Source organism: Lyngbya sp. CCAP 1446/10 (assembly GCF_026130175.1).
Taxonomy (GTDB): domain Bacteria; phylum Cyanobacteriota; class Cyanobacteriia; order Cyanobacteriales; family Microcoleaceae; genus Microcoleus.
Map to the genome: position 1 here is coordinate 37743 of NZ_JAIGNI010000155.1, position 13649 is coordinate 51391.

General features: G+C 46.0%; 15 protein-coding genes. 8 read left to right on the forward strand and 7 right to left on the reverse strand.

What is annotated here, in order from left to right; genetic code table 11:
- Positions 1 to 19: 19 nt before the first annotated feature.
- Complete coding sequence (locus tag K4039_RS28235; RefSeq protein ID WP_265239825.1) at positions 20 to 967, forward strand: NAD(P)-dependent alcohol dehydrogenase; 948 nt, start codon at positions 20 to 22, stop codon at positions 965 to 967.
- Between the two features lie 789 nt (positions 968 to 1756).
- Positions 1757 to 2500, forward strand: coding sequence for a twin-arginine translocase subunit TatC (gene tatC, locus K4039_RS28240; protein ID WP_265239880.1), 744 nt, complete (start codon positions 1757 to 1759; stop codon positions 2498 to 2500).
- Between the two features lie 113 nt (positions 2501 to 2613).
- On the opposite strand, the gene K4039_RS28245 is transcribed toward tatC, so the two are convergent.
- Positions 2614 to 2922: a carbon dioxide-concentrating mechanism protein CcmK gene (locus K4039_RS28245; RefSeq protein WP_106149684.1), complete on the reverse strand. Its 309-nt coding sequence runs from the start codon at positions 2920 to 2922 to the stop codon at positions 2614 to 2616.
- A gap of 408 nt (positions 2923 to 3330) precedes the next feature.
- A complete protein-coding gene (locus K4039_RS28250) occupies positions 3331 to 3648 on the reverse strand; it encodes a DUF3067 family protein (protein ID WP_265239826.1) in 318 nt (105 codons plus the stop codon).
- Between the two features lie 206 nt (positions 3649 to 3854).
- Between K4039_RS28250 and petC the strand changes: the two genes are divergently transcribed.
- Together petC and petA are read left to right on the forward strand one after the other, a co-directional pair.
- Positions 3855 to 4397, forward strand: a complete 543-nt coding sequence (gene petC / locus K4039_RS28255; protein ID WP_265239827.1) for a cytochrome b6-f complex iron-sulfur subunit — start codon at positions 3855 to 3857, stop codon at positions 4395 to 4397.
- Between the two features lie 215 nt (positions 4398 to 4612).
- The gene (gene petA / locus K4039_RS28260; protein ID WP_265239828.1) at positions 4613 to 5602 is read left to right on the forward strand and encodes a cytochrome f; all 990 of its coding nucleotides are present in this window, start codon (positions 4613 to 4615) and stop codon (positions 5600 to 5602) included.
- Between the two features lie 132 nt (positions 5603 to 5734).
- Here the strand turns inward: petA and K4039_RS28265 are convergent, their stop codons facing one another.
- A complete protein-coding gene (locus K4039_RS28265; RefSeq protein ID WP_265239829.1) occupies positions 5735 to 5998 on the reverse strand; it encodes a hypothetical protein in 264 nt (87 codons plus the stop codon).
- On the opposite strand from K4039_RS28265, the gene K4039_RS28270 reads away from it, so the two are divergent.
- From K4039_RS28270 to K4039_RS28285, 4 genes are all read left to right on the forward strand, one after another.
- Positions 5982 to 6833 (forward strand): alpha/beta fold hydrolase, encoded by an 852-nt coding sequence (locus K4039_RS28270; protein ID WP_265239830.1) that lies wholly within the window; start codon positions 5982 to 5984, stop codon positions 6831 to 6833. The genes K4039_RS28265 and K4039_RS28270 overlap by 17 nt on opposite strands.
- A 61-nt stretch (positions 6834 to 6894) precedes the next feature.
- A complete protein-coding gene (gene psbQ / locus K4039_RS28275) occupies positions 6895 to 7365 on the forward strand; it encodes a photosystem II protein PsbQ (protein WP_375339847.1) in 471 nt (156 codons plus the stop codon).
- Between the two features lie 257 nt (positions 7366 to 7622).
- A complete protein-coding gene (locus K4039_RS28280) occupies positions 7623 to 8675 on the forward strand; it encodes an FAD-binding oxidoreductase (RefSeq protein ID WP_265239832.1) in 1053 nt (350 codons plus the stop codon).
- A 51-nt stretch (positions 8676 to 8726) separates the two neighbouring features.
- Positions 8727 to 9209, forward strand: a complete 483-nt coding sequence (locus K4039_RS28285) for a hypothetical protein (RefSeq protein ID WP_265239833.1) — start codon at positions 8727 to 8729, stop codon at positions 9207 to 9209.
- 5 nt (positions 9210 to 9214) lie between these two features.
- Here K4039_RS28285 and K4039_RS28290 read toward each other — a convergent pair whose 3' ends face one another.
- The 4 genes from K4039_RS28290 to K4039_RS28305 form a co-directional block, all read right to left on the reverse strand.
- Positions 9215 to 9562, reverse strand: a complete 348-nt coding sequence (locus K4039_RS28290) for a hypothetical protein (RefSeq protein ID WP_265239834.1) — start codon at positions 9560 to 9562, stop codon at positions 9215 to 9217.
- Positions 9550 to 10119 carry a hypothetical protein gene (locus tag K4039_RS28295; RefSeq protein ID WP_265239835.1) on the reverse strand — a complete coding sequence of 190 codons (570 nt, stop codon included), beginning with the start codon at positions 10117 to 10119 and terminating at the stop codon, positions 9550 to 9552. The genes K4039_RS28290 and K4039_RS28295 overlap by 13 nt, the downstream gene beginning before the upstream one ends.
- Before the next feature lie 140 nt (positions 10120 to 10259).
- Positions 10260 to 10676, reverse strand: a complete 417-nt coding sequence (locus tag K4039_RS28300; protein WP_265239836.1) for an NUDIX hydrolase — start codon at positions 10674 to 10676, stop codon at positions 10260 to 10262.
- A gap of 291 nt (positions 10677 to 10967) precedes the next feature.
- Complete coding sequence (locus tag K4039_RS28305) at positions 10968 to 13586, reverse strand: M1 family metallopeptidase (RefSeq protein ID WP_265239837.1); 2619 nt, start codon at positions 13584 to 13586, stop codon at positions 10968 to 10970.
- Positions 13587 to 13649 lie beyond the last annotated feature (63 nt).

Sequence of the window (13649 nt, forward strand, 5' to 3'; positions counted from 1 at the left end):
ATAAACCGGAAAATTTGCCATGAAAGCAGTTGCATACGATCGCTACGGTTCCGCCGAGGAATTGCAATACCGAGAATTGTCCAAGCCGATCGCCAAATCCAACGAATTGCTAGTCAGAGTTCGCGCTAGCAGCGTCAATCCCGTAGACTGGAAAATCCGGCAAGGACACCTGCAACTACTTACAGGATTTAACTTTCCTCGAATTGTTGGTTCAGATATATCGGGAGTTGTCGTGGAAGTCGGCTCGGAAGTTACTAAATTTCAACCCGGAGACGAAGTTTATACATTCTTAAATCCGATCGCTGGCGGTGCTTGCGCCGAATGCGCTGTCGTGGCAGAATCGAGTGCCGCCTTTAAGCCTAAAAACATCACCCATGAAGAAGCAGCAGCAGTGCCGATCGCAGGTTTAACTGCTTTGCAAGCGTTGAGAGATTTGGGTGAAATTCAAGCGGGGAAAAAAGTATTGATTAACGGCGCTTCCGGCGGAGTCGGGATGTTTGCGGTGCAAGTGGCGAAAGCAATGAACGCGGAAGTGACGGGAGTTTGCAGCGCCAAAAATAGAGATTTTGTCAAGGGTTTGGGAGCAGATTTTGTTTTGGATTATGCAGAGATTGACTTTACTCAACAGCCACAAAAATATGATATAATCTTGGATGCTGTGGGGACAAAAACATTTGCTGAATGTGAAAAAGTGCTGCAATCGGAGGGAGTTTATATCTCGACTTTACCGAGTTTAGACAACCTCGCACCGATGTTGACGAGCTGGTTTTTATCGGGTAAAAAAGCTAAATTCATTCTAGCCAATCCCAACCCGGATGACTTGGGATTTTTGCGGGAATTAATCGAATCTGAGCAAATTGAGCCGATTGTCGATCGCACTTACAGCTTATCAGAGGTAGCCGCCGCCCATGTTTATAGCGAAACCGGCCGCGCTGTTGGCAAAATTGCGATCGCCATTGACAGTTAAAAAAACTATGTTTGACCGACACGACTGAGGCATTATATGTATTACGTGGCAAGAGTTCAGCAAAAAATGCGCGGTTGGCGTTAAAGTTAAAAGGGCGATCGGGATTAACCCAGAAACCGATTTTTGATTCTACCTGCATCCAAGACTAATAAACGTAAAACTTAAATAAAATCCAAAATACCTATGACTGTGCCCTCAGACTTGGAGACATCCGAACAAGATTCCGACAACAACCTCGAAGAAGTTATCCCGGAAAATAGCATTGCACCAATCGCCGATGATTCTGTAGGTGTCAGCAACTTAGAAGGTGAAGAAGTTAGCCCGGAAAATAGCATTGCACCAATCGCCGATGATTCTGTAGATGTCAGCAACTTAGAAGGTGAAGAAGTTAGCCCGGAAAATAGCATTGCACCAATCGCCGATGATTCTGTAGATGTCAGCAACTTAGAAGATGAACAAGTTAGCCCGGAAAATAGCATTACACCAATCGCCGATGATTCTGTAGATGTCAGCAACTTAGAAGGTGAAGAAGTTAGCCCGGAAAATAGCATTAGACCAATCGCCGATGATTCTGTAGATGTCAGCAACTTAGAAGGTGAAGAAGTTAGCCCGGAAAATAGCATTGCACCAATCGCCGATGATTCTGTAGATGTCAGCAACTTAGAAGACGAAAACTTAGAAGACGAAAAAGTTAGCCCGGAAAATAGCATTGCACCAATCGCCGACGATAACTTAGAAGACGAAAAAGTTATCCCGGAAAATAGCATTGCATCAATCGCAGACAGTTTCATGGGTTCCCGCAACCTCGAAAACGAATTTCTAGACGAACTTCCCGACGAAGTTGAAATGTCTTTATTCGACCATTTAGAAGAATTGCGGCAACGACTTTTCTACTCACTAATTGCCGTAGCCATCGGTGTAGTTGGTTGCTTTTTAACAGTTAAACCGATCGTACAATTGTTAGAAGTACCCGCCGGGCCAGTCAAGTTTTTGCAACTAGCTCCGGGCGAGTATTTCTTTGTTTCGATTGAAGTAGCGGGATACTGCGGTTTGCTAATTGCAAGTCCGTTTATTTTTTACCAAATAGCGCTATTTGTGCTACCAGGTTTGACTCGCAAAGAACGCGGGTTGCTGGGCCCAGTGTTTTTTGGTTCGAGTTTCCTCTTTTTGGGCGGGCTGGTATTTGCTTACATCGCTCTGATTCCGGCGGCGCTGAACTTCTTTGTTACCTACGGGGCGGATGTTGTAGAGCAATTATGGTCGATCGACAAATACTTTAAATTTGTGCTGTTGTTAATGTTCAGCACAGGCTTAGCTTTTCAAATCCCAATCGTTCAAGTATTGCTCGGTGTTTTGGGCATAGTTTCTTCTAAGCAAATGCTATCGGGCTGGCGTTATGTAGTCTTGGGAGCGGCTGTTTTGGGTGCGGTTTTAACGCCTTCTACTGACCCTTTAACGCAAAGTCTTTTAGGGGGTGCGGTGCTCGCTCTTTACTTTGGTGGCGTTGGTTTGGTGAAGCTTTTGGGGCGGTGAGAATTAGAAAGATCGATCGCCTCGCTGCCAAAAAATATAGAGGTGCGATCGCCCGCGCCTCTATAATTTACTAAAAGTTAAAACTCCACACCAAAGTTTTACCAAAACTTTGTCTACATTCGGAACTGTTCGACTTCAGGTGTGTAGCCGATCGGCAAAATGTAATCTAGATTCTCGTGGGGACGAGCAATTATGTGATACGATAGCAACTTTCCGCCATCGACCTTTTTAACTGATTCAATTCCAGCAGCAACGGCTGCTTGCACTTCAGAGATATCTCCTCTAACTATAATTGTCCAGTAGGCACGGGTTATCTTTTCATAGCGAACTAAAGTAACTCGGGCTGCTTTCACCATTGAGTCTGCAACTTCTACGGCAGCGGGAAATCCTAAGACTTCAACCATTCCAACTGCAACACCCATTACAACATTCTCCTAAATTTCACAAGATATCTGAGACTCATTGTAGGTGAAATTGTTGACAGAAATTGGTTCGGTTGATTTTGGTAAGCTAGAAATTCGATCGCCCAAAATTACAAGAACCCCATAAGCTGTTGCGACATTTATATTTCACAGCATTCTTCGCATCGGAAAGCCCGCCATACAAGAGTTTTCATCAAAAAAACTGCGAAAACTAGCTGCGCGACAGCTTAGTTTGTCAGCGCCAGCAAGTCGGCTGACAAGTTCGCCTCACGATTTTTGGGACTTTCAACTTAAAAAATCCAGCCCCGCCCAGACACAAAACTTTACAAGCCGCGCTGGGGCGATCGACCACTCCTGACTACTGACTCCTGACTCCTGACTACTGACTACTGACTCCTGACTCCTGACTTAAAACTCGTCAAGCAACCACTCTGAGGCTCTTTCGCCCAAATCCAGGGGAACGCTGACAGCTTTGCCCAAACGCGGGCGATCGCGAGTAGTGACAATGTATTCTCTCACCTGTTCCGTGCTGCCCCAGCCGTTGAGGTAATTGGCCACCGCGTCCAAATGATCAAAATAATCAGCCTCCGTCATCGGAAAAGACACCTGTTCGAGATATTTCCACATCACCTGCACAAAAATCTTGCCCCGCGTCCGCCGCAATCTGATATCGTAAGATTTTCCCCATTTTTCTAGGAGTAGCTGGTGTAAATCCTTGCCCGTCATGGTTGCTCCTGAGTGAATCTCTTAAACAATAAAAGACAAAGTTCAAAAAATGTAATAATACTCTAATAAAGGCTGGAAGGCTCATTCTTAAAAGGAATTTTCGCTGCCTAAAGTTGGTGCGAGCAGATGGGCTGCGACTACGCCAGTTATCTGCACGTACAAATTCCCTAACAAACAAACGTAACTTAAAACCGTAAAGGCAGGTCATGGCTCAATCTTCTGCTGGAAATCCCGATGTTCCCGATATGGGGCGTCGCCAATTTATGAATTTGCTGACGTTCGGTACAGTCACAGGTGTGGCACTGGGCGCACTCTATCCCGTTGTCCAGTATTTTGTTCCTCCGTCGAGTGGGGCAGCCGGTGGCGGTGTCACTGCTAAAGATGCTTTGGGCAACGACATCATCGTTAGCGAATATTTGACTTCGCACCCCGCGGGCGATCGCACCTTAGCCCAAGGCCTCAAAGGCGACCCCACCTATCTTGTGGTGAAAGAAGACTTATCTCTCGCCGACTACGGCATCAATGCAGTCTGCACTCACTTGGGTTGCGTCGTGCCTTGGAATGCTAGCGAAAACAAGTTTATCTGTCCTTGCCACGGTTCTCAATACAACAGTGAGGGCAAAGTGGTACGTGGCCCCGCACCTTTGTCTCTGGCCCTGGCCCACGCCACTGTCGCAGATGACAAGATTGCTTTTACCACTTGGACAGAAACAGATTTCCGCAGCGGCGAAGCACCTTGGTGGTCTTAGTTGTGAGTCATTAGTCATTAGTTAGCAGTAAAAACTTATTAGTTATTAGTCAGTATTTAACAACTAATAACTATGGAATTAAGACTGCGGATTAATAACATCAGCTAACGACAAATGACTAATGACCAATTACTAATGACTCCTGTTCGCGAGCTTAAAAGCTCGCACTTCTGATCAATCACTAAATTGTCTGACCTTTGAGATTGAATACTCTAATGCCACAAACTAATTTATCTGCGATATTTCGCCGCAGTGCCGAGACGATCGCCAAAACTGCCTTAATTGCGATCGTCACCGCCGCATTTTTCCTCACCAGCGATATCGCACTTCCCCAAGCAGCATTTGCTTACCCTTTCTGGGCCCAGGAAACAGCACCCGCTACTCCCCGCGAAGCCACAGGCCGCATTGTTTGCGCCAACTGCCACCTCGGTGCAAAACCGACTGAAATTGAAGTTCCACAATCTGTTTTACCTGACACAGTTTTTGAAGCTATTGTCAAAGTTCCCTACGATCAAAGCGTGCAGCAAATTACCGGCGACGGTAGCAAAGGCGGCTTGAATGTAGGCGCCGTTGTGATGTTACCCGAAGGTTTTAAGATTGCTCCCGCTGACAGAATTCCCGAAGAAATGAAGGAAAAAGTCGGCGATCTTTACTTCCAACCTTACAGCGAAACCCAACAAAATATTGTTTTAGTGGGCCCGCTGCCTGGTGAACAATACAAAGAATTGGTATTCCCAGTTTTGTCGCCAAATCCTGAAACTGACAAGTCAGTTCACTACGGCAAATATCTAATTTATGTCGGCGGCAACCGTGGTCGCGGTCAGCTTTATCCTACAGGCGCTAAGAGCAACAATGCTGTTTATAATGCTTCGGTAGCTGGCAGCATTTCTAAGATTGCTCAACCGGAAGATGGCGGTTATGAAGTGACAATTCAACCAGCAGAAGGTGCAGCGGTTGTTGATACAATTCCCGCAGGCCCAGAACTGATTGTTACTGAAGGACAAACAGTTGCTGCCGGCGAACTTTTGACGAACAATCCTAATGTGGGCGGTTTCGGTCAAAAAGATGTAGAAATTGTGCTACAAAGTGCAGGTCGAGTTAAAGGATTGATGGCTTTCGTGGCTATAACCATGCTGGCTCAAATTATGCTGGTTCTTAAGAAGAAACAGGTCGAAAAAGTTCAAGCTGCTGAAATGAATTTCTAAGCAGGACTTTCATGAGTTGGGTAAGCCGATATATGCGTACCCAACTATTAGGTAAGTAAGGCGGGTATTCCCCGCCTTATTCTTTAGATAAATATCACAAACGCGCGATAATAACTAAAGCCTTCTTCTCTACTAAATTTTTTCTTCTCTCTTCTCTTTTCCCTCTTCTCTTTTCCTTCTTCCCTCTTCCTTCTTCCTTCTTCCCTCTTCCTTCTTCCTTCTTCCTTCTTCCCTCTTCCTTCTTCCTTCTTCCCTCTTCCTTCTTCCCTCTTCCTTCTTCCCTCTTCCTTCTTCCCTCTTCCTTCTTCCTTCTTCCCTCTTCCTTCTTCCTTCTTCCCTCTTCCTTCTTCCTTCAACATCTACTATAACAAGTAAAATAATGCCAATTGATGACAAAACAATTCAAGTAGGCGCGCTGGAATGGTTTTATCGGGAAACAAATCCGGTTAACGAAAGTGATAAACCACCAGTGTTGCTGCTGCATGGTTTGCCTTCCCAAAGCTTTACCTGGACTGCTCTGATGCCGGATTTGGCAGCCCAGGGATTTCGATCGATCGCGCCGGATTGGGTGGGCTACGGGCGATCGACAAAACCAGACAAACGCGACTTTGCTTACACTCCCGATGCCTTTGTTGATGCCCTCAGTGGCTTTATTGAAACACTAAAATTAGACAAATTTTCCCTAGTTGTCCAAGGATTTTTAGCATCTGTCGGCATTCAATACGCTTTACGAAATCCCGATAAAATAGATCGTTTAGTGGTCATAAATACACCAATTTCAGCAGATATCAAATTGCCTTGGAAAATGCAGCAGTTGGGGCTGCCTTTTATTGGCGATATGATCACCCAAGACCCACTTTTGGTGGACAGAACCCTCGAAGGCGGCAGTCGCATCAGAGTATTAGACAAAGATTTAGATGTTTACCGCCGCCCGTTTTTGAAGAGTTCGGATGCGGGGCGATCGCTAATGAATACAGTCCGTAACATTCAATTGCCAAAATCAATGGCAGAAATTGAATCCGGCTTACAAGGATGGACACAACCAACCTTATTTGTGTGGGGTTTAACCGATCCTTGGCTGAGTGTTGAACCAGCTAAAAAATTAGTCAGTTCCATGAAAAATGCCGAGTTAGTCACCCTAGAAGAAGTCTCGCATTATCCTCAAGAACATTGGTCAGAAAAAGTTGGCGATGCTATGATAACTTTTCTGCGCCGTCAGGAGGTAAAATAATATTTTGTACCTAACTCTCGGTGCGTAGGGGCGGTGTACCCGTACCCGCCCGCAACGAGAAATCAAAAATCAAAAATCAAAAATCGATATGACTCGTCCCCGTTCATTTTTTGCCTTGATGATGGCGTTTATGATGGCATTTCTGGTTAGTTGCAGTAGTGTCGAAGCAAAAGTTCCCACGACTTACACAGCAGCCCAGATCCAGCAAATTCAGCGCTATGCTCCTACACTGACAGAATTCCGATCGCGCATGGACAACCTAGGAACCCTAATTCAAAACAGAAATTGGATTGATGCCAAAACTTACATTCACGGGCCTCTAGGCGACTTGCGCGGCACCATGAAAACCGTGTCAGGCACTTTGTTACCCAAAGCTCAACAAGAAGCTGTTGATTTGACCAAGAGTTTGTTTGCTGATTTGGTGGAGATTGACAACGCTGCTAAAGTGGCTGACTATGCCAAAATCACGGCTAGTTATCAAAAAGCTGTGAATCATTTCGATAGTTTCTTGCAGCTAATTCCTAAAGCCTAATCACTTTAGATAAGAGGGCGGTTGAAACTACGTCTATACAAACGATGTCCGCCGGACGCCAACTGAAGATAAGACGGCGGTTGAAACCGCGCCTACAAAAACGAAGTCCGCCTCCGCGGACTGAAGAAAACAACGTAAAACTTAATTTTTACTGCCCGTTCTTAAACCCGCGTCGGCGGGTTTTGTTTGTAGAGACGCGGTTTCAACCGCCCGGTCTTCTTCTTCTATAAAATCTAAAATCTAAAATCTAAAATTGAATGATTCGCGTTGCAATTATTGGTTGCGGTATTGTCGGGGCTTCGATCGCCTTTGAACTAAGTAAATCCCCCGAACTAAAAGTCACAGTGTTCGACAAACAGCAGCCGGCACAGGGTTCTACAGGTGCAGCCCTCGGCGTGTTGATGGGAGTTATCAGTCACAAAACTAAGGGCAGAAGTTGGAAATTGCGGGAAACCAGCCTTCAGCGCTACGAAACTTTGATTCCTGAATTGGAAGCAGTTACGGGGCGGAAAATTCCGTTTAATAAACAGGGAATTTTGATGCTGTGTTCGGAGGGAGAGGATTTAAGTAAGTGGGAAAAGTTGATCGCAACTCGCGAATCTCAAGGTTGGAAATTGGAACTTTGGGATGTGGAACGAGTGCGCGAGTTTTGCCCTCATCTTTATTTAAATGATCAGATTATTGCTGCAATTTATTCGCCTCAAGACCGACAAGTCGATCCGATCGCGCTAACTTTGGCTTTGGTGGATGCTGCTGCACAAAATGGGGTGATTTTTGAGTTTGGGGTGGAAGTTGAAGGGTGGGCGATTGCTGCTAGTGGCGAGTTCGATCGCCTAATTGTGTCGGCTGGTTTGGGTTCTGGGGCTGTTACTGCATCGTTAAATCAATTGGTGGACATTCGCCCGGTGTTGGGACAAGCGCTGCATTTGCGGTCAAAAAATCTTCTAGGAAACCCCGATTTTGCGCCAGTAATTACCTGCGATGACGTTCACATTGTACCTTTAGCCAATCAGGAATATTGGGTGGGAGCGACGGTGGAGTTTTCGGAAAATGGCGGGGAAGTTCAGGCGAATACTGATATGTTGGATGAAGTGATGGCAAGGGCGATCGCACTTTGTCCCGCCTTAGCCGAAGCTGAAATCATCAAGCAATGGTCAGGATTGCGCCCTCGCCCGGAAGGGCGGCCCGCCCCAATTATCGAGACGCTTCTGGGTAACAGCCACGTTCTCGTCGCTAGCGGCCACTACCGCAACGGTGTGCTGCTGGCCCCTGCAACCGCGCGATCGATCCGAGAGATGATTTTGCAATAATTAACAAATGTTAATACAATAAATAAAGCCATTCATATCTTACATCTAAAAATGTCCGACAAACCTTTAGGTAAACCCCGCTCCTTGTGGCGAGTAATTTTGCTGTCGGGAGTCAGCTTGCTACTATATTACGGCTGGTACAAATGGATTATTCAAGAAGAATTGCGTCGCTATAACGGCAAGGGTTGGTCGGGGACACTTTGTTTATTGCCCTTTGTTTTAGGAGTAGCCGTCCCCCAAGGTTTGCGGATATTCGATCCCGACGTTCCCGGATGGTTTGGTTGGTTTTCCTTCGTGGGGATTGCTTGGATTTACATCGTGCAGTTCAAACTTTACAACACAGTTAACGAATTGTACAGCCAAGAAGGAATCAAAGAACCACTAACTGTTTGGTGGATGTTTGTACCAGGTTTAAATTTAATTGTCGGCTTGCGGCAAATTCACTTTTTAAGCCAGTTTTGGGCTAGAAAACAGGGCATTGAAGTTAAGGATAACTTAGCCGAAAGCATTCCTTTCCTCTCAGCTAACGCCTAAATAAATTAAGCTCCAATCGCTGGGCGCTGCGAGTAAATTTCTTCTATAAGCAGGTCACGCAGTTCATCAGCAATGTCTGTGGGAGGGTTGCCTGCGAGGGCGCGTCCAATCAGCCGTTCTGCTTCCCGGAGTTGGGCACACTCAATGGCAAGTACGGCGGCGCTCCGATGCAGTATAGAACGAGTAGGCTCAAAATCCCATTCGTTTGCTACTAAATCCGCTGCCGCCCGTTCTTTCGCAAAGGCGGCTCTGGTGAGTGCAGTCACTTGGTCGATATCACCGCACTGACGGGCGAGAACGGCTCGATCGACCAGTTCCATTGCTTCGTGGTGAAGGGCTTCTACGGTCTGCATTTTTTGACGATCCGTGCTTTGGGAGTACCGAACTCAATTACAGATACATAGCCAGGAGCTACGTTATCTGAAGGGCGGATTTGTTCTAATTTTATGTTAACTCTGGCTTGAATAATGCTGTCAGAACCTTTACGAATCCCAGATACTTCTAAGCGGGCTTTGCGCTGAAATAGCGTGCCTGGATCTTCGAGCGAACCAAGCCAAAAGTCAAAACCTAAGCCTTTACCTTTGACAGAACGTTCGATGATGGTGAGTCCAGTGAGGTGAGGCATGATGAGCGCCGCGATACCGTAGGCTCCATATTCAGTGGCCACTTCCCGATCGGCGTTGAACCGACGGATAGTATCATCGATCGCATCCCATTGAATTTGGATTTCACAGGGTTGAATCCCCTCGATTTTCAGCGTCACAGGGATAGAGTGTCCTGCATGGTCGAGGCAAACGGCGGCTGCATCTGCACAGATGGCTCCGAAGGTGAGTGACCAGCCTGGACGTTCTGGCTTGTTATCGCGCAGGTCATTCAGGGAGAGAATTTTAATCGGGTTAAGGTTGGTCATCTGAGGAGATGGCTCCGGGCGATCGCATCTCCAGAATTTTACAGCATATAGTCTTCAGTCATGTTGTTCTTTTAGCGAGTTCACCCGAATTTATGGTTGAAAACCAAAGTATTGGTAAACCTGCCCTTACCCATGACTCTTCACCAGAACCGATGCGGCAAATCCCCCAAAATGAGTTTGAGTTCCGGTTCATTAACCCGCTTAATTGCTTTAGGAATACTTACCCACTGCCGCTTTCTCTTGCTAGCTTCCGGCCAAATTTCTAGAACTGCTTGCACTTGCATTAAAAATACTTCTACCTGACAAGTGTAGCCGGACTTTTGATACTCGTAAGTACCCAGCAAATCCGGGAACACTTTACCCAACAAGCCTGCTTCTTCCCAAGCTTCCTTGGCGGCCGAATCTTGGGGAGTCATGTCAGGTTCAATTAATCCTTTGGGAATCACCCAGCGCTTGCTAGCCGAAGAAGTAATCAGCATTACTTCAATTTCTCCGTCTTGAATGCGATAGGGAATTACCCCCGATTGATCAACCAGTAAAGCGATTTTTATACTCATGATTTCTGCAATATTTCTGGCTGCAAAAGCTGCTGTAACCTCATGAAGGGTTTACAACTAAAAAATAAAAAAAGCATCCTAATTTTAGACACTTCCCAAGTTGAGACAGCAATAAAGTGGATAATAAACATATTTGGCTTTTCCTGTCTGTCGAAAATAGGAAATTTCCCTGCACTCCCACGGAACAATAATATTATTATAATAATAACCGCGCGCCATCCTCTACCGACAAGCAGATAAAAGCCGATCGCCCAAATATGCCTCTATCTGCGCCGGTATGCGGTTTTCCCTCTAATCTTTCTTCGCCTTAGCCTCCAGATTTTCCATCCGACTCCTCAAATCTTGATTCTCCTTCTTCACCTGGTCTAACTCCTCCCGCAACTGCTTCACCGCTGCATCAGAACCAGCATTTTTCTGCACTCTTTGCACAGCTTCATCAGCCATCATACGGACGCGGCCGTCGGGAGTTTGGTCAGCTAAAGAACGCAAAATCCGAATGGCTTTGCGAGTTTCCATCTGTCCTAAAGCCACCACTACAGATACTTGAGTCAAGAAAAACGTCTCTTTAGATAATTCTGCCAATCGGTGCAAAATCCGTTCTAAATTAAGCTTAGTTTGACCTGTTGAAATTGTCCCCAAAGAGCGAATTGCAGCCAAGCGCAAAGCTTGCGGAGTACCGATAGCTGTATATTTCAAAATTAGATTCAGCGCATCTTCAGAAGTTTTCATTTGTGCCAAACCGGCAATAGCACCCGATCGCACAACCTCATTCCAGCCCTGACGCTCTTTCAAAACCAATTTTAACTCTTTGAGTACCTGTTCGTCCGTCGGTTTTTCGTCGGGATTCGCCCCTGCGATCGAACCCATAGCACTAGCTGCGGCCGCTTCTACATAATAGCTGTCGTCGCCTTTTTCGACGATCGACCTCAGCGCCTTATAAGTTTCGTGAGTCTTGATTTGGCCCAGCGCATTCACCACAGCGCGGCGAACCCTAGCATCTTTATCTTTCAAACCACTTGCTAAACCATCAAAAGCTTGGTCGAGTTTAATTTCAACTAACTGAGTAGCCACTTCAGCCCGCACAGCCCAAAACCGATCTTTTTTGAGAACTTCTGACAGCGCTTTCACAGCTTCCAGTCCTCCCTTCTTCGCCAAAGCTTTGGCTGCGTAAATCCGGGAAACCGGGTCAGGATCGAACTGCAACTGAGCTTTTAATTCGGCAACTCCATACTCTAAAACAACGGTTTTTAAGTATTTATTGCCCACATCAAAACTGATAAATGCGGGCTTCTCTTCTAGCGGAAAATAAAAACTTTGCTCGCGTTCGTGCACTCGAACCGTGAAAGTTTTTATATTAGCAGCACTTCGCTCGTCTGCATCTTTTTCCGGCTTATAACCGAAGCCGATGGGAATTTTTAGGTCAAAGACATCTTTGCTATTACCGTTGTCCTTTTTGCTATCTTTTATCTGAGTTTGTGTGACAGTCACTTTGGCTAATTTGTTGTCGCCATCCCAGGAATAAGCAATTTTGTAATCTGGATGACCGCCGCGATAAACGTACTGATCGAATAAAAACATTAAATTGCGACCAGTAGCCTTTTCGATCGCCCTTAGCAAATCGATCGTTTCTACAGTTTTGTGAGCGTTATCCCGCACAAAAGTGTGAATTGCTTTGTAAAATAGTTCGTCGCCTAACTCGGCGTGAATCATGTGATACACGCAAGCGCCTTTTTCGTACAAATGGCGATCGTACAATTCGATCGCTTCGCGGTAAACGTGAGTGACAATTGGGCGGCGGTAGCGAGAACTGTCTTCAGCTAAATAATTGCGGGCTTCACCTAACATATAATAAGCCGCATCTTCTTTGCCGTATTCTTTGTTAGTCCACAGCACCTCACAATAGGAAGCCATACCTTCCTTGATCCAAGCATGAGACCAGTGTTTAATTACTACTAAATCACCGAACCATTGGTGAGCCAATTCATGGGCTACCAAGCTTTCTGTAGCGCGATTGTCGAGGCTGGCGCGTTCGTCTAACAAGCATCTATCTGTTAGCAAAGTTGTCGAAGTATTTTCCATGCCGCCGAAGATGAAATCATCGACGCAGACTTGAGCATATTTAGGAAAAGGGTAAGGATATCCAAATGCTTCAGAGAAAAATTCAATCATTTGGGGCGTTTTGCCCATGCTGCGCTTACCGTCGGCTTCGCGGCCTTTTTCAACGTAATAATTAACTGGTTTGCCGTTCCATTCGTCTTTGATTTCGGCAAAATCTCCGACGGCTAAGGTCATTAAATAAGTTGGGTGCACCTGAGTTTGCGACCAGTGATAAATTTTATCGTCGCCGTCATTTTTTGTGCTAACTAATTCGCCGTTAGAAATAGCAAATAGTTGTCTCGGAACTTGCACTCGAATTTCCGAAGTAGCGAGTTGTCCGGGATAGTCGAAGCAGGGAAACCAGAAGCGAGAATCTTCGTCTTCGCCTTGAGTCCAAACTTGTGTTGGTTTGTCTGGATAGTGTTTGTCTGGGCCGACAAAATAGAGGCCGCGCTGGGGTTTTTCGACCGAGTATGCGATCGCGATTGTAATTGGTTCGTAAGCTGTTGTTGGTTCGTGCAGTTGAATTTGCAGCACTTCGCCGTCGCTGTCGAAATCTTGCTTAGTTTCGCCGACTTTTACTGATTTAATGTCCAGGTTAACAGCATCTAAGGTTAATTTGTCAATACCGCTGCGGACTGGATTGATGCGGATGCTGCAAGTACCGCGAAAGCTTTGTTTGGGAATATCTAGCACTAAATCGAGGAAAATATGCTCTACTTGTCCGGGGCGATCGGGGTTGTAGTGGGGTCTGGCACCGGGCATCTCGAAGGATTTGTGGCTGTTTTCAGAATCAAAGTAAGTGTGTGACATTGTGATGGCGGAGTTGTGTGTCGATCGGCGATCGCTGGTGTTTTCGCTGCTGCGGAACTGCCA